Annotated in this window: 13 protein-coding genes; 5 read left to right on the forward strand and 8 right to left on the reverse strand. The window is 72.4% G+C overall.

Annotated elements, in window-relative coordinates:
* Positions 1–618 precede the first annotated feature (618 nt).
* The 3 genes from ACRYR9_RS17595 to ACRYR9_RS17605 all read right to left on the reverse strand — a co-directional run bounded on the left by ACRYR9_RS17595 (position 619) and on the right by ACRYR9_RS17605 (position 5117).
* A complete protein-coding gene (locus ACRYR9_RS17595) occupies positions 619–1116 on the reverse strand; it encodes a response regulator (protein WP_432498374.1) in 498 nt (165 codons plus the stop codon).
* Positions 1117–1663: 547 nt separating this feature from the next.
* On the reverse strand, positions 1664–3211 hold the full coding sequence (locus ACRYR9_RS17600) for a methyl-accepting chemotaxis protein (RefSeq protein ID WP_432498372.1): 1548 nt from the start codon (positions 3209–3211) through the stop codon (positions 1664–1666).
* A gap of 310 nt (positions 3212–3521) precedes the next feature.
* Positions 3522–5117: a methyl-accepting chemotaxis protein gene (locus ACRYR9_RS17605; RefSeq protein WP_432498370.1), complete on the reverse strand. Its 1596-nt coding sequence runs from the start codon at positions 5115–5117 to the stop codon at positions 3522–3524.
* 249 nt (positions 5118–5366) lie between these two features.
* On the opposite strand from ACRYR9_RS17605, the gene ACRYR9_RS17610 reads away from it, so the two are divergent.
* The 4 genes from ACRYR9_RS17610 to ACRYR9_RS17625 all read left to right on the forward strand — a co-directional run bounded on the left by ACRYR9_RS17610 (position 5367) and on the right by ACRYR9_RS17625 (position 8985).
* Positions 5367–5933, forward strand: coding sequence for a hypothetical protein (locus tag ACRYR9_RS17610; RefSeq protein ID WP_432498367.1), 567 nt, complete (start codon positions 5367–5369; stop codon positions 5931–5933).
* 630 nt (positions 5934–6563) lie between these two features.
* Positions 6564–7658 carry a matrixin family metalloprotease gene (locus tag ACRYR9_RS17615; protein ID WP_432498364.1) on the forward strand — a complete coding sequence of 365 codons (1095 nt, stop codon included), beginning with the start codon at positions 6564–6566 and terminating at the stop codon, positions 7656–7658.
* 110 nt (positions 7659–7768) lie between these two features.
* Positions 7769–8482, forward strand: a complete 714-nt coding sequence (locus ACRYR9_RS17620; protein ID WP_432498361.1) for a ParA family protein — start codon at positions 7769–7771, stop codon at positions 8480–8482.
* 245 nt (positions 8483–8727) lie between these two features.
* Complete coding sequence (locus ACRYR9_RS17625; protein ID WP_432498359.1) at positions 8728–8985, forward strand: hypothetical protein; 258 nt, start codon at positions 8728–8730, stop codon at positions 8983–8985.
* 8 nt (positions 8986–8993) lie between these two features.
* Here the strand turns inward: ACRYR9_RS17625 and ACRYR9_RS17630 are convergent, their stop codons facing one another.
* The 3 genes from ACRYR9_RS17630 to ACRYR9_RS17640 all read right to left on the reverse strand — a co-directional run bounded on the left by ACRYR9_RS17630 (position 8994) and on the right by ACRYR9_RS17640 (position 10904).
* On the reverse strand, positions 8994–9302 hold the full coding sequence (locus tag ACRYR9_RS17630) for a helix-turn-helix domain-containing protein (protein WP_432498357.1): 309 nt from the start codon (positions 9300–9302) through the stop codon (positions 8994–8996).
* Complete coding sequence (locus ACRYR9_RS17635; protein WP_432498355.1) at positions 9299–10231, reverse strand: replication initiation protein; 933 nt, start codon at positions 10229–10231, stop codon at positions 9299–9301. Before ACRYR9_RS17635 ends, ACRYR9_RS17630 begins: the two co-directional genes overlap by 4 nt.
* A gap of 286 nt (positions 10232–10517) precedes the next feature.
* Positions 10518–10904 (reverse strand): ATP-binding protein, encoded by a 387-nt coding sequence (locus tag ACRYR9_RS17640; protein WP_432498353.1) that lies wholly within the window; start codon positions 10902–10904, stop codon positions 10518–10520.
* 302 nt (positions 10905–11206) lie between these two features.
* Between ACRYR9_RS17640 and ACRYR9_RS17645 the strand changes: the two genes are divergently transcribed.
* Positions 11207–13873 carry a SpoIIE family protein phosphatase gene (locus ACRYR9_RS17645; protein ID WP_432498350.1) on the forward strand — a complete coding sequence of 889 codons (2667 nt, stop codon included), beginning with the start codon at positions 11207–11209 and terminating at the stop codon, positions 13871–13873.
* A 176-nt stretch (positions 13874–14049) separates the two neighbouring features.
* Here ACRYR9_RS17645 and ACRYR9_RS17650 read toward each other — a convergent pair whose 3' ends face one another.
* On the reverse strand, positions 14050–14517 hold the full coding sequence (locus ACRYR9_RS17650) for a DMP19 family protein (protein WP_432498348.1): 468 nt from the start codon (positions 14515–14517) through the stop codon (positions 14050–14052).
* 126 nt (positions 14518–14643) lie between these two features.
* Positions 14644–15195, reverse strand: coding sequence for a Uma2 family endonuclease (locus ACRYR9_RS17655; protein ID WP_432509681.1), 552 nt, complete (start codon positions 15193–15195; stop codon positions 14644–14646).
* Between the last annotated feature and the right edge of the window lie 231 nt (positions 15196–15426).

The following is a 15426-nucleotide window of genomic DNA, read 5'->3' on the forward strand; positions in this document are numbered from 1 at the left end:
CCCTCGGCCGCTGCCCTCGGCCGCTGCCCTCGGCCGCTGCCCTCGGCCGCTGCCCTCGGCCGCTGCCCTCGGCCGCTGCCCTCGGCCGCTGCCCTCGGCCGCTGCCCTCGGCCGCTGCCCTCGGCCGTGGTCACGACTTCTGAGACGGCGTGTCGCGGCCCTGGGGCTACTGCCCCGCGGTGTCTCAGAGACGGTCGCTTCTGAGACGGCCACGGCCTCAGCGATCTCGGTGTCGAGGAGGGGGGTGAGTGAAGCGGTGAGCCGGGCATCCGCTGCTCGCTCCAGAGGTGCTTACCCGCCTGAATGACGCCGGGGCCTGTGGGCCTAGGTGGTCCGGTCGCAGGGGGACTGGTGGTCGCTGCCTGCCTTATCGGCACCGACTGCTTCGGGCTTGAGCCCGCGTGGAGGTGATGCCGGTCACAGCGCAGTGGTGGTGCTGCCCTGAGCGCTGGACGCGGGGAAGGCAGTGCCTCAGTGCCCGGCGCGGCGAAGGAGCCTTGGCAGGGCCAAGGGGCCCGCCAGCTCCTCTTTCGCCGCCGAGGTCATCTCGCAGGTGTCCACCCCGACGTGCCGACCGTCGGTGAAGATCTGCTCGGTGTCAGGCGCCGTTCGCGGTGCTCACCGGGTGCAGCGCGTGCGCCGCCGGCTGGCCTGCTGGATGCCTTCGCGCAGCGTCGCCAGGGTGAACGGCTTGTGCACCACGGCATCGGCGCCGGCCTGCAGCGCCTCCTGCGGACCCTGGGCGTCGGCGAAAGCGCTGATCAAGACGATGGCCGGCTGCCACAGCTCCTGCTGCCGGCGGATCGCGCGAGTGACCTCCACGCCGCTCAGGCCCGGCATCTGCACGTCCAGCAACAGCACGTCGAAGTGCAAGCTCATGGCCAACTGCAACGCCACGTCGCCGCTGAGGGCGGTGTGGACCTCGTACTGGGTCCCGTGCTGGGGCCCGGACCGGCCTGCCGTCACGCGCTGCAGGAGCACGCGCAGCAGATCGACGTCGTCGTCGGCGAGCAGGACGCGCTGCACACGCTCGTGGGCGAGCAGATCGGGCCGGGCGGGTTCCTGCTGGTGCTCGATCGTGATCGCTTCAGTGGTGGGCTCGGCCGCGACGGACATGGTCAGCTCCTCGAGGGGGATCGAACAGGATCGGCACGCCCGTGCGCGCCAGCGGTGACGCTCGCTGAGGCCACCTCGCTGCGTGCACCGGCTCGAGCTGCCGGCGTCGTCAGCACGGCGGGCCCTGGCGCGGGAGCTCGCGACGCGGTGGGAGCTCGCGACGCGGTAGAAGCCCCGCGACGTGGTGGAAGCACCGCAACGAGGTGAAGCGGTGAGCTGGGGCATCCGCCGCCCGGCTCACCGCTTCACGTAGCTGCTCGCTTCGACGGTGCTCACCCGGTGAAGCGCCGCCAGGACTGGCAGGTCCAGGCGGTTCCAGCCACATCGGGTGACTGGCAGCAGCTACCTGATGCATCGGCACCGCCCGCGCAGGACTTGACCACCCACCAGCACAGCAGCGCCCTCACCGCTCCTCGCGGGTGGGCGCAGCTGGCGATGACGACGCCCCGCCGGCTCGGGTGAGCCGGCGAGGCGTTACGGGCCCTCGTGCGGATGTCGGTGCGGTGGCGCTGACGGTTGTGGCTGAGCGCTGTGGTGGTCTCGTCCGTCAGGTGCGCGGCAGGGTGAAGGTGGCCACCAGCTCGTTCAGCTCGGCAGCCGCTGCGGAGACCTCCCCGGCGGTGGTCGCGGTCTGGTTCGCGCTGGTGGTGGTGTGCTCGGCGGCCGCAGCGATGCCGGAGATGTTGGTGGAGATCTCCTGGCTGCCGGTGGAGACCTCGGTGACGTTGCGCACCATCTCCGCCGTGGTGGCCGACTGCTCCTCCACCGCCGCAGCGATGGTGGCCTGCAAGGCGTCGATGCGGGCGATGACCTCGCTGATGCCCCCGATCGCATCGGCGGCGGCGGACGCGTCCGTCTGCGTCGCGCCCACCCGACCGGTGATCTCCTCGGTGGCCCGCGCGGTCTGCTGCGCCAGTTCCTTGACCTCACCGGCCACGACCGCGAAGCCCTTGCCCATCTCCCCGGCCCGGGCTGCCTCGATGGTGGCGTTCAGCGCCAGCAGGTTCGTCTGCTCCGCGATGGAGGTGATCAGCTTGACGACCTCACCGATCTCGCGGGAAGAAGCCGACAGCCGTTCCAGGATCGCGGAGGCATCGGCGGCGGAGGTCACCGCGGCGGAGGCGACCTGGGACGCTTCCGCGGTGGAGGAGGCGATCTCGCGGATCGCGGCGGTCATCTCCTCCCCGGCGGCGGCCACGGTGCCGATCGAGGTGGAGATCTCCTCGGTGGCCGCGGAGACCACCTGCGACTGCTGCGCGGACTCCTCCGCCCCGGACGACAGCTGCCCGGCGACGACGTCGAGCTCCTCCGATGACGCCGCCAGCGTGGTGGCGGACTCGGTGATGCCGCCCAGCGTCCGGCGCAGAGCCTCGACCGCCTCATCCAGCGCCGCGGCGGTGCGCCCGAGCTCATCGCTGCTGCGCACCCCGCTGGAGACGGTCAGGTCCCGGCGCCCCAGCGCGGCCGCGACCGCAGCGACCCCTCGCAGCGGACGGGTGATCGAGACCGTCACGGTGCGAGCCAGCAACGCCCCGGCCAGTGCGGCCAGCACAGCGGCGACGCTCATCGCCACGGTGCCGCGCTGAGCGGCTTGCTCAGCGCCGGCGGCAGCCTCGCTGCCCGCCTGCGCGGCCAGGTCCGCCAGCTCGCTGACCGCACCGGCCAGCGAGCCGAACACCTGCAGCGACTCCCCGGCGGCCAGGTCATTGGCTGCGCTGATGGCCTGCGGGCTGCCGTCGCGGTAGCCGGCCACGATGCGCTCGTCGATGGCCAGGAAGGAGTCCAGGTCGCTGCTGGCCTGCTGCAGCAGCTGCTGCTCGCCAGCGCTCAGCTCGAACGCGTCGATGCGCTCGAGGTCCTGAGCGAACGCGGCGGTGGAGTCCAAGAACTCCTTGCGCTGACCGACGTCGTCGGAGGCTGCCCCCGGCACGCCGCGGTTGACGTCGAAGGCGTACCCGGTCTGCCAGCCGGCGAAGTCAGCGGTGCGGAACTTCGCCTGTATCGACACCTGCGCCAGGTCCATGGCGCTGGCCACCTGCTCGGTCTGCCGGTGCATCTGCTGCAAGCTCAGCGCACCGAAGACGGCGATACCCACCGCGATCAGTGCGACGAGGCCGAAGCCACCCCACAGACGAGCACGCACACTGGATCGCACCGAGTTCACCGCCATCTTCCGAAAGACCTTCTCCCACCCATCGACCCCTGTTCCCACCCATCGACTCCTGCCCGCCCCTCATGAGCCGGGAGCGTGCAACCGTCCATCAGCCGATGGCGAACACCCGCGCGGCCGGCTCAGTCGATGTGCGAGATCACCCGCGGCGAGTGGAGGGGTACGGGAACGACGACTCCCCGCCGGCCCGGGTGAGCCGACGGGGAGCCGTGGATCCTGCCGGCAGTGCTGCCGGTCAGCCGCGAGGCAGCGTGAAGCCGGCGACGAGGTCGTTCAGCTCGACCGCGGCACGCGAGACCTCGCCCGCGGTGGTCGCGGTCTGGCTCGCCCCGGAGGTCGTCTGAGCCGCGGAAGCGGCGATGCCGGAGATGTTGGAGGCGATCTCCTGGGACCCGGTGGAGACCTCGGTGACGTTGCGGACCATCTCGCTGGTGGTGGCGGACTGCTCCTCCACCGCGGCGGCGATGGTGGCCTGCAACCCGTCGATGCGCGCGATGACCTCGCTGATCTCGCTGATCGCCGAGGCGGCCTCGGAGGCGTCGGTCTGCGTGGCGCTGACGCGCTGCACGATGGACTCCGTGGCCCGGGCGGTCTGCTGGGCCAGTTCCTTGACCTCACCGGCGACCACCGCGAAGCCCTTGCCCATCTCCCCGGCGCGGGCGGCTTCGATGGTGGCGTTCAGCGCCAGCAGGTTCGTCTGCTCGGCGATGGAGGTGATGAGCTTGACGACCTCGCCGATCTCGCGGGAGGAGGCCGACAGGCGCTCCAGGGTCTGCCCGGCGCTGGAAGCGGCGCTGACGGCCGAGGCGGCGGTGGCCGAGGCCTGGGAGGTGGAGGTGGCGATCTCGCGGATCGCGGAGGTCATCTCCTCACCGGCCGCGGCCACCGTCCCGATGGAGGAGGAGATCTGCTCGGTGGCGGCGGAGACGACCTGCGACTGGCTGGCGGCCTCCTCCGCGCCGGAGGACAGCTGGGTGGCCACCGCTGAGAGCTCCTCGGAGGAGGCGGCCAGCGTCACCGCGGAGCCGGTGATGCGGCGCATGGTGGTGGTCAAGTTGTCCATGGTGGTGTCCAGCGCACCGGCCAGCTCACCGACTTCGTCCTTGGCGGTGTAGCCCACCCGCTGGTCCAGGCGGCCGGTGGCCAGGCCCCGCACCACGTCCAGGGTGCGCGCCAGCGGGCCGGCGATGGAGCGGGCCACCGCCATGGCGATGGCGATCGCGAGCACCAGGGCGATCAGGCCGATGACGATCAGCGTGGTGATCGCGGCGCGGGAGTCGGAGGCGCCCTCGGTCGACAGGTCCTCGGCGACCTGAGCTTCCGCGTCCCGCAGGAGGTTCAGCTGGGCGGTGACCTGCTTGGCGATCGGCGCAGTGGTGCTGTCGCGCTCAGCGACGTAGGCGTCGATGTCCTTGTTCGTGGCGGCGGTGACCAGGACTTCGCGGGAGGTGCGGTACTGCTGCATCAGGTCCTCCACCGCGCCGCGCGCCTCGGCGTCGGCGGCCGGGGAGGTGGCCAGGTACGCCGTCCACGCCTGGTCGTAGACCTCGTCGGTGGCGGCCATGGTCTGCAGCTGCTGGGCGGTCTGCTCAGGGGTGGAGGGCAACGCGGCGCTGGTGATGTCCAGCCGCAGTTGCAGGAAGGAGGCCTTGACCTCCCCGATGGCCTGCACCGAGGCCATCCCGGTGCTGGAGAGCCGTTGCAGGTTGGCCTGCGAGGACTGCAGGCGGGTGGCGCCCACACCGACCACCACGGCCAGCAGCAGGCACACCACGCCGAAACCGGCGAACAGCTTGGAAGCGACCTTCAGATCGCGCAGACGGGTGAGCATGCAGTGAGGATCGACACGACCACAACGGTGCTTGAGCGAACCACCACCACCTCGCCGCCGACGGCGGCACACCACCTGCAACTCGAGCACACTGCGATCCGTCCATCCCGAACACGGATCGGAAATCGGGACCGAACCCGTGCCCGCCCGGGGTGATCCTTGTGCTGGCGCACCGCGTGACCCGTCGGGGTCCATAGCCGTCTCACTGCCGGTCGCTTCTGAGACGGTCGACCGCTCGACGTCAGCGGCGTGAGTGGATGCGTCGTTGCGTGGCGGCAGGTCAGCCTCGCCGCGCTCATGCTGATCCGCATGACCGGTGAGCGCTTGACGTCCTCGCGTTCCTTGCGCGCGGTCGTGGGTGCGGGGTTGGTGCGGGGCCTGGGGTGCGGGCTCGTGCTGGGAGCCGTGAGCGGTGCAGCCCTGGCCGTGTGGTGCGGGGTGCACAACGCTCCCGGCGGCGCCGGGGCCTTCGCGGGCACCTCGGCGGTCCTGCGCGTGGCCGCGATCGCTGCTGGGGTGGGCGCGCTGATCGGGGTGGTGAGCGCGGCGGCGGCGCTGGTGGTGCTGGCCGGCGCGGGACGTGGCCGCAGCAGCTGGGCGGTCAGCGTGCTGGCGGCGGTGACGGCCGCCATGGTCAGCGTGCTGGCCCTGAGCCGGGCGTGGAGGAGCTTGTCCAGCGACGCCGCGGCGCTGAGCCAGGCCTGGGAGGCCTTCTCAGGCACCCTGGTCTCGACCCTGGCGCTGCTGCTGGCCGGGCTGCTCAACGCCGTCGTGGCGTTGTGGCAGGTGCGGCGCCTGGCTCGCCGCACCAGCTGAGTCACCAGCTGAGTCCTGCACTGCTGGTGGCGAAGGCGCACCAGGCCCTGCCCGTAGGCAGCTTCGACCGCGACCGTGTGACCCCTCCCTGTCAGGGCCAGGGGCACGGACAGCTCACCACGCCCGGCGAAGACCTCGGTGCCCGTGTCAGTGCCCGTGTCGGTGTCCTGCGCCAGCACCAGCTGCAGGACACCGAGGCGATCCACCCCGTCCAGCAGGGGCAGCTGGATCCCCATCTGCCCGCAGGTCGGGCCTCAGCCGGGCAGGAGGGGCGGTCAGCTCCTCCTGCCTCGCCCCCTCGCTTTTGAGGTGCCTGCTGCAGGCGCCAGCCGGCCCTGAGGAGGTCGCTGAGCACGGGGTGCCCATACGTAGCGCTGCTTGACATCCAGCCGAGATTTTGGGATAATCTTCGGCACAACCCCGGATATGGCCCACGGCCGCCGGGGTTTCGTCGTTCCCGGAACCCGTGGTGGCAGAGGGCGCCATCCGGGTGAGCACCGATCAAGAACGCGTCCGGCGGGACCGATGCGCCGCGGGAGCGCTGTCCCCACGGCCAGGCACCGGCCCCTGGTGCCGAAGCCGGGTGCGGGACGGCGCTGCTGCAGCAGCGATCGGAAGCGGTGAGCCCACGTGCACGACAGTCCCCTCAGCCGGCGCAGCCAGAAGGCCGGGCAGGACTCGCGCGGCGGTACGGTGCGCCGCTCCAGCAGCGGGCGCATCCCGCAGTGGGCCATGGACGAAGCCGTCGGCCGCCCCGGCACGGCCCCGGCCTGGCGCGGCGACAGCATCGACACCTCCGTCGGTACCACCACCGGCACCGCCACCGGTGGCACCGGGCACCGCAGGAACCGGCGCCGGCGCAGCAGCTGGTCGCGCGCTCGAGCGCGAGCACGCCTGCGCGGGCGCGTCGGCGTGGCCGCGGTGGTGCTGGCCGTCGCCGCAGGCACCGCGTGGGCGCACACCAGCGGCCTGGCCGCCGGATCAGCTGCCGGCTCGGCCGCCACCTGGGCCGGGCAGGCCCCCTCCCCCGGCCACGAAGCCGCCGACACCCCCCTGGGCCAGCCCGCTGCCCTGACCCAGTCCAGCGACGCCTGGCGGGCGCTGCACACCCAGACCGACGGCACCACCCCGGTGGCGTGGGACCCGTGCCGGCCCATCCACTACGTCACCCGCCCCGACGCCGCCCCCGCCGGCGCCGGCGAACTGCTGACCCAGGCCATCGCCCGCGTCAGCACCGCCACCGGCCTGCGCTTCATCGACGACGGCACCACCACCGAAGGCCCGGACCCCCAGCGCGAGCCCTACCAGCCCGAGCGCTACGGCGACCGGTGGGCGCCAGTGCTGATCACCTACGTCAGCGCCGCCGAGGTCCCCGACATCGCCGCCGCCGTCATCGCCCAGGCCGGACCCGTCGCCATCACCACCACCCGGCCCAGCACGTGGGAGCGCCTCAGCGGCCGCCCCGGTGAACCGATCTCGGTGTACGTCTCCGGCGCCGTGCAGGTCGACGCCGCCCAGGTCGCCGAGGCCCTCACCCGCCCCGGCGGACAGGAGCTGGTGCGCGCCGTCTTCGAGCACGAACTGGGCCACCTGCTGGGCCTGGCGCACGTCGACGACCCCGGCCAGCTGATGTACCCGCAGACCGCCGAGCAGTACGACTACGCCGCCGGCGACCTCACCGGCCTGGCCGTCCTCGGCACCAGGGCGTGCGTGCCCGGAGTCTGATCCACCTGTCGATGTGTCGACACAACGACTGATGGATAAATCACTATGTGGATTCGACACACTGGCTCCGCATCCCCATATCGACAGGTCGACCTGTCTACGGTGCAGCTATGGCGAAGATCGTGACGGTCCACTCCCGCAAGGGCGGGGTGGGCAAGACGACGGTGGCCTACGAGTTGGCGAACCTGCTGGGGGCGCCGCTGGTGGACTTCGAGTGGGACGAGGGCAGTGCGTCTCGTATGTGGGGTTACCGCCACGAGGAGCGCACCGCAGTACCGCTGGTGGACGCCTTCGAAAAGGACCGCATACCTCGCCCTCTGCGCGGGCACGGCAAGCCGGACCTGGTGCCCGGACACCCGCACCTGGTCTACCTGGAGCCGTCCTCGGAGGACGTGGCCAGTGCGCTCACGCGCTGGGCGGGGGAGTGGGACAGCGAGTGGGTCGTGGTGGACACCCACCCCGGCTGGAGCGCGTGGAGCGATGGCGCCTGCGCCGTGTCCAACGTCGTGGTCGCCCCCGTCCCGCTGCGCGTGAAGGAACTGGAAGCTACCGCCGGCATGGTCCGGGAGATGGCGGACTACCCGCTGGTGCTGCTGCCCAACATGGTCCCGCGCGTCCCAGACGCGCAGAGCCGCAAGAAGCTGCGCGAGATGGTGGCCGGCACCCCGGTGCGGGTGGCCGCGCCCATCCCCGCAGTCACGGCCGTGGGCCTGCGCCGCAAACGCATGGCCATGACCGCCGAAGACCGTCCCGCCAAGGCTCTGCAGCCCGTCGTGGATGCCCTGCACTCCCTGGCCGACCTGGTGAAGAGGTACCCCGCGTGAGTGCCACCGACGGCTTGGACAGCTTGGACGCCCTGGCCAGCCGGGCCAAGCGCAAGAGTCCCCCGCCGCCTAGGAGCCGGCGAACGATGGCTCCCCAGCACCCCGCTCCCGCCCCGGTGCCCACAGCCGCCGCGGAACCGCAGGAGGCCACCACGGCTCCGGAGGTGCCCGAGGGGCAGCAGCAGTTCCCCGGCATGTCCGAGGATTCCCCTGCCCCTGACCCCGTTCCTGCGCCAGCTCCGCAGGTGAGCGAGCCGACCAAGGCCACCGCAGCAGGTGAGCTGCGCAAGGTGGCTGTCTACCTGGACGAGGACACGGACACGGCCCTGGAAGCCATCCGGTACGCGGGCACCACCCGCCGACCACGCCTGGACGTGAGCAAGTCCGCGGTGGTCCGCCTGGCGCTGGAGCGCCTGCTGGCCGAGCTGAGCCACGAGCAGGTCGTGGCCGCCATCGCCGCCCGACCGACCGACTCCCAAACCACCGGGCGCAAGCGCCGATAGCCCCTCGCTCAGGAGGCGGTCTGCTCTTGGAGTTGCTCCTCGTCTGCTTCAGGAGCGGGCATCTCGCCTCGTCGACGAGCGTCGTGCAGCAGGCTGCCAACCGAGCCGGTCGAGCAGCCCATTGCCTCGGCGATCTCCGCGTAGCTGGCACCGTCCAGACGCAGCTGCACCGCCTGGGCCCGGCGAGCCGCAGCACGGCTCAGGAAGTCGCTGCGCGGCTCGGCCACCAGCCGGCGCACCGTGCGTGGGGAGACGCCGTACTTCTCTGCCGCTTCGCGCGCCGTTACCTTCCGGCGCCCCGGTTGCTGAGCGCTCACAGCAGGTCCTCTGCCATCTGTGTCGCCGTCACCTTCCGTCGTGCCGCAGCCCCCATGAGGCTGGCTGCCGGTGCGTTGCGCCGCCGCTGCTCTTGCTGCGCCGGCGTGTTGGCCCGTCCACCCTTCTTACCGCCGTTGCTGCCGCGCTGAGCCTGCACTGCGCGGAAGCCGGCGTCGTCGAAGGAGCGGCGCCAGACCCATCGTGCAACGGACTGCGCGGTCTGGGCGACCTCCTGCGCCGGCAGCGGCACGGCGAACTCAGGGTTGACGTTGGCGGCGAAGGCGGCGACGACCTCCTCCCACTCCAGCCGGTCGTCGTAGCGGCGCCGGGCGCGGTAGGCCCACAGCCGCAGCCGGTTGAAGAGGGTGACGTTGCGCCCGAAGCCGGAGGAGTCCACGGCCCGGCGCGGCAGGGTGCGCGGCATCAGCTCGCCCAGGCCCTTGGCCAGCTCATCGAGCTCGTACAGGTGCCCGGTGCCCCAGGTGGTCACCCAGTCGTCGTGCACGGGGTTCTTCGTCAGCAGCCCGGCGTAGCCGACGTCGCCGTCCAGGGAGCGGCGAAGGCCCTCTTCGACCTTGGCGGCGTAGCGCATCGGCTCCAGGCGGGCGGCGTCGGTGCGCACCACGGGGGTCTTCAGCACCCAGCCGACGTGCCCGCGTCCGGTGGACGACTCCGCGATCCAGGAGGGCATCGGGTGGGTCATCGGCTTGGTCAGGGCCCGCAGGACGGTGTCGTCGTGGTCGACGTCGATGACCAGCATCGACAGCAGCGCCTTGGGGGAGTGCTCCAGGTAGCGCCGGGCCAGGGCGTCGTCGCGGCTCTGCCGCCAGCAGCCGCGGGTCAGGTCGTCGGTGGCCAGCGGCCGGCGCGGGGACCACGTCTCGGTCCACGTCTGCGCGTCCATGCGCACGCTGCTGGCTGCTGGCATGGCGCACACCGTGCCAGCAAGATCACCCCTCTTGGGGTGGGACACGCCGACGGGGGTTGAGGAATGTTGGAGTAGGCCGATCCCGGAAGCCTACTCAGGTAGTTCCGCTCCGCCCGGTCCTGGCGAGCTCCTCCGCCCCCGACCGACCCCTGCCTCTGCCCACCCAGCTACCGACAGGACCGGGCGGAGGAGCTCGCCCCCGCTGCGGCTACCCCGCCACCCCTCCGCCCGGCACCGCGCCGGTCGCGCTGTCCGCTCGCGCCTTCCCCGCCCGGGGGAGGCGCGCTCAGCTGCCGGCCAGCTGGAACCACACGGTCCTGCCTACTGCCGGCGGGTCCGCCAGCTCGCAGCCCCAACGCGTAGCGAGCTGGTCGATCAAGGCCACCCCGCGCCCGCCGGTGGCCTCCACCCCGACGTGGCGCACGACTGGGGTGGCCGGGCTGGCGTCCGTGACGGCGACGTGCACGTCTTGCCCGGCGCAGTGCACCTCCACGCTGACCGGGCCGGCGCCGTGGCGCACTGCGTTCGCGACCGCCTCGGAGGTCAACAGCTCGACGAGGTCCTCATCGACGGCTCCCGGGCAGGTCGCGGTGCAGTGGGCCACCTCACGGCTGACCCAGTGCCGGGCGGTGGAGACGGCCGACAGGTGGGCGTCCAGGACGAGCCGGGCCATCGATCCTCTCTCTGCGCCTGCACCTGGGGTGGGCGCTGTGACGCCGCGGGTCCTGCGTGGAGCCACTGACGCGGCACCTGCACTGTGCCGCCACGGCTGGGGGCGGGCAAGCGGAGCGTTCACCGTCGCACACGTAGTGTTAAGGGCTGCGGTGAGGGCCGCATAGGCCCCCGTGACCTGCAAGAGGACGGGCGCGGCAGCCCTGAGGCGGAAGTCGAGGTCGGGCAGTGGATGCAGCACCGGAGCTGGCGGGCCGAAGCGAGTGGCCTGGCGGTCAGCCTGCTGCGGTACCCGGTGAGCAGGTGGTGCGTACCGCTGCGCAGGTGCAGGCCGCGCAACGGTTGGTGCAGGCGCCGGTCAACCCGGCGCTGCAGCAGCTGACCGGGCTGGCTGCACGGCTGCTGGCCGCACCGGCTGCGCAGGTCTCGCTGCTGACCGAGGTGCAGACCATCGGCGCGGTCGCGGGCCAGGACCCTGCCCTGGTGGGGTCCACCGGGGCGTTGGCGGATTCGCTGTGCACGGTGACCGCCGCCGGCGGAGGTCCGCTGGTGGTCGAGGACGCCGCAGCTGACGAGCGGGTGGCTTCCTTGCCACCGGTGACCTCCGGGGCGGTGGGCTCGTACCTGGGGGTGCCGCTGCTTGGCCAGGACGGGCACGTGGTGGGCGCGCTGTGCGTCTTCGATCCCGCCCCGCGCACCTGGCGCGGCAGCGACGTGGAGGTGCTGCGCCAGCTGGCGGTGGCGGCCTCGGCCGAGCTGGAGCTCTCAGCGCTGTCGCTGGAGTACGAGAGCGAGCGGCTGCGCTGGCAGCTGGCCGTGGCTGCCGGCGGGGTGGGCAGCTTCGACTGGAACGTGCGCACCGACGTGCTGGAGTGGGACGAGCAGGTCCTGCAGCTGTTCGGCTACGGCGCCGGCGACTTCGACGGCACCATGGCCGCCTTCGAGCAGCGCGTGCACCCCGATGACGTGCAGCGGGTGCGCCGGCTGCTGGGCGAGGCGGTGAGCAGCGGGGCCACCTTCGAGGCGGAGTACCGCCTGGTCCTGCCCGAGGGCACCACCCGCTGGGTCAAGGCCCGCGGGCAGGTGCTGCCCGGCGCCGACGGGCGAGCGGCGCACCTGCTGGGCGCGGTGTACGACACCACCCGCGAGCACGACGAGGACGCGCGCGTGGCGCGGGTGCTGGAGTCGATGTCCTCGGCGTTCTTCTCCCTGGACCGGCACTGGCGCTTCACCTACGTCAACGCCGAGGCCGAGCGGGTCCTGCAGCGCCCGCGCGAGCAGCTGCTCGGCCAGGACGTGTGGGAGCTGTTCCCCGACGCCGTCGGCGCCGAGTTCGAGGTGCAGTACCGCCACGCGATGGCCAGCGGCGAGCAGGTGAACTTCGAGGCGTACTACCCGCCGCTGGATCGCTGGTACGAGGTGCGTGCCTGGCGCGACCCGGACGGGCTGTCGGTGTACTTCCTGGACGTCACCGCCCGCCGCCTGGCGCAGCAGGAGGCCGAGGTCGAGCGGGTGGCGGCGCAGGAGGCGCTGCGCACCGCCGAGGCGGCCCTGCGCGCTGCGGAAGCCTCCCAGCGCGCTGCCGAGGCCGCTCAGCGCGAAGCCCGGCAGGCGCAGCAGGCCGCTGAGCGCACCGCCGCCCGCCTGGCCCTGCTGGCCCGGGTCAGCGCCGACTTGACCGCGACCTTGGATGCCGAGGAGGCCCTGGCCCGCTTGGCCCAGCACCTGGTGCCCGCGCTGGGGGACTGGTGCATCGTCACCCTCGTCGAAGCGGGCGAGGCCCTGCGCGACATCGGCTCCTGGCACGCGCGCGAGGAGATGCGCCCGATCGTGCAGCGCTACCGGGAGATCCGGCTGAGCTCGATCAGCCCCTCCTCCTTCCTGCACCAGGCGCTGCGCACCCAGCGTCCGGTCCTGGTGCCCGCCGGTGCTAGCGAGGCCATCGCCGCGCTGCTGAGCGGTGAAGCGCAGGACCTGGTGCGCCAGCTGGCCCCGCGCTGCGCGCAGGTGCTGCCGCTGCGCGCACGCGGGCGCACCGTGGGGCTGGTCACCCTCTTTCGCGATCAGGGCTCAGGCGACTTCAGCAGCGAGGTCCTGCTGACCGCCAGCGAGGTCGCCGACCGGGCGGGCTTGGCGCTGGACAACGCGCGCTTGTACGGCCAGCAGCAGCGCATGTCCGAAGGTCTGCAGCGCAGCCTGCTGAGCGCGCCGGTGCAGCCGGACCACCTGCAGGTCGCGGTGCGCTACCGCCCCGCCGCGGCCGCCGCGCAGGTCGGGGGGGACTGGTACGACGCGTTCTTGCAGCCCGATGGCGCCACCGTCCTGGTCATCGGCGACGTGATGGGTCACGACATCGAGGCAGCCGCGGCGATGAGCCAGGTGCGCTCTCTGCTGCGCGGCATCGCCTACTACAGCGGCGAGGCCCCGGCGGCGGTGCTGGCCGGTCTGGACGCGGCGATGGCCGGCCTGGCGGTGGGCACCACCGCCACCGCCGTGGTGGCCCGCCTGGAGCAGGACGAGGACGAACGCCGACGCGACGTGACCCGGTTGCGCTGGTCCAACGCCGGGCACCCGCCGCCGATGCTGCTGACCCCGGACGGCACGGTGACCGCCTTGAGCGGGCTGGGCCACGACCTGCTGCTGGGCATCGACCCGCACCTGCCGCGCATCGACGAGGAGGTCGCGCTGGACCGCGGTTCGACGGTGCTGCTGTACACCGACGGGCTGGTCGAGCGCCGCGATCAGGACTACGACCATGGCCTGCTGCGGCTGCGCGAGGCGATGAGCGAGTTGGCCAAGGAGAGCCTGGACGAGTTGTGCGACGGTGTGCTGGCGCGCCTGCTGCCCGAGCGCGCCGAGGACGACGTCGCCCTCGTCGCGGTGCGCCTGCACCCCCAGGACCGCCCCCGCCCGGCCGAGGCCGGACCCAACCGGGTGCCGCCCACCGCGCCTGCCTCAGTGCTGCGCTGACCAGCGCAGCAGACGGCGCGCACCAGGAGCAGGGCGTGCACGAAACGCTGCGGAAGCCGGCTCGCTGAGCGCTTCAAACGCTGAGCGCCTCGCGCCCAGCACCTGATGCACCGGGCCTCGGCGGGGCTGCGGGCAGTGACCGCCCGCAGCCCCGCCGGGCCTCGGTGCGAGGGTGCTCAGCGGACAGGGGCGAAGGTGTGCGGTGCGGCGGCGATGGTCGCGCGTGCGGCGCGGCTGAGGGCTGTGTCGTCCAGGTCGTAGGTGGCGTCGATGCGCGCTTCGGCCTCGTCCCAGCGCGCTGCGGTGTCGGCGCCTTCGGGGGCGGCGGTGAGGTCCTGGTGCTCGCGCCAGGCTTGTTCGATGGCGGCGGCGGTGAGGGGCAGGCCCAGGGCGCGGTAGGCCTGCAGCACCCAGGGCAGGGGGTAGTTCAGCTCGTCGTCGTAGGCGTCCAGGGTGCCGAGCAGGCCGGCGTTCATGACCATGCCGTGGAAGGTGAGCACCAGGTGCAAGGCGGCGTCGCCGTCGTAGTCGGGTGCGGTGACCAGCTGCGGCTGGCAGGCGCGGTTCCAGATGGCCTCGAAGACCTCATCGCTGACCGGACTGCCAAAGACGCTGCCCACGCTGCTGCCCACGGGATCGCTCACGTCTTCGACCGTAGCCGGACCCGACCGTGTCCGGCCGTGCCCAGCCGGGTGCTGGCGCCCGGTGTGCGGGAGGTGCGGGGCGCGGCAGGGGCCTGCTGGTGGCGGTGGGGTGGTGCTGGTGGTGGGTCAGGAGCGGCCGCGGCCGAGCAGGTCGTTGGGCACGACGGTGAAGGCGGGGTGCACGTCGCTGGCGGGGATGCTCAGGGGCGTGTGGCCGATCGCGGTGCCGGCGCTGAGCCAGGTGGCGCCGTTGTTGACCAGCCACTCCAGGTGCACTTGCTGCTCGGCGGTCAGGTACGCCTCGAGCAGCACCGGCAGGTGGGCCTTGAGGTACTCGGAGCGCTTTTCGTTCATCTCGGCCAGCGTGTTGCCCGGTGACCACACCTCCACCGCCGCGTGGGGCAGTTCGGTGCACACGGAGTCCTCGTTCAAGGCGGGGCCGCCCACCAGGACGTCGGGGATGCGCCCGCTCAGCACGGTGCCGTCGGGGGCCAGGTTGATCGCCCAGTTGCCGGGGGCGGCGGCGTAGGTGTTGGGCCACTGGTCTTCGAACTCCAGGGCCAGGCGCTGAGCGATGCGGTGGTGGGGGTTGCCGCCGACCTTCTTGACCACGAGCTTCCCGTCGACGACTTCGATGCGTTCGCCCACGCCGGCTGTCGCGGAGGTCCAGGTGTCCATCGGGACTCCTAGACGCGCAGCGCTCAGGCTCATGCGCGCCAGCGTAGCTAGGGCCGGGTGTGACCGGTCGGGGCTGGAAAGGGTCCGCAAAGGCGCCCGCGCCGAGCGGCGCACCGCAGGGGTCTGCCCCGGCCCTGACCGGCTCTGTCGTGCTCTGGGCCGCGGTGGCAGCAGCTGGTGTGGGCGGTGCTCGTCTGCGCGGTCGCGGGTGCGGCGCTGGGGCGCCGCACC

The organism is Kineococcus auxinigenes (assembly GCF_050871525.1).
Lineage (GTDB): Bacteria > Actinomycetota > Actinomycetes > Actinomycetales > Kineococcaceae > Kineococcus.

Excerpts from the sequence above, each read along its gene's own strand:
- ACRYR9_RS17595 (WP_432498374.1), bottom strand. The coding sequence starts at position 1,116 with ATGTCCGTCGCGGCCGAGCCCACCACTGAAGCGATCACGATCGAGCAC.
- ACRYR9_RS17605 (WP_432498370.1), bottom strand. The coding sequence starts at position 5,117 with ATGCTCACCCGTCTGCGCGATCTGAAGGTCGCTTCCAAGCTGTTCGCC.
- ACRYR9_RS17620 (WP_432498361.1), top strand. The coding sequence starts at position 7,769 with ATGGCGAAGATCGTGACGGTCCACTCCCGCAAGGGCGGGGTGGGCAAG.
- ACRYR9_RS17635 (WP_432498355.1), bottom strand. The coding sequence starts at position 10,231 with ATGCCAGCAGCCAGCAGCGTGCGCATGGACGCGCAGACGTGGACCGAG.
- ACRYR9_RS17640 (WP_432498353.1), bottom strand. The coding sequence starts at position 10,904 with ATGGCCCGGCTCGTCCTGGACGCCCACCTGTCGGCCGTCTCCACCGCC.
- ACRYR9_RS17655 (WP_432509681.1), bottom strand. The coding sequence starts at position 15,195 with ATGGACACCTGGACCTCCGCGACAGCCGGCGTGGGCGAACGCATCGAA.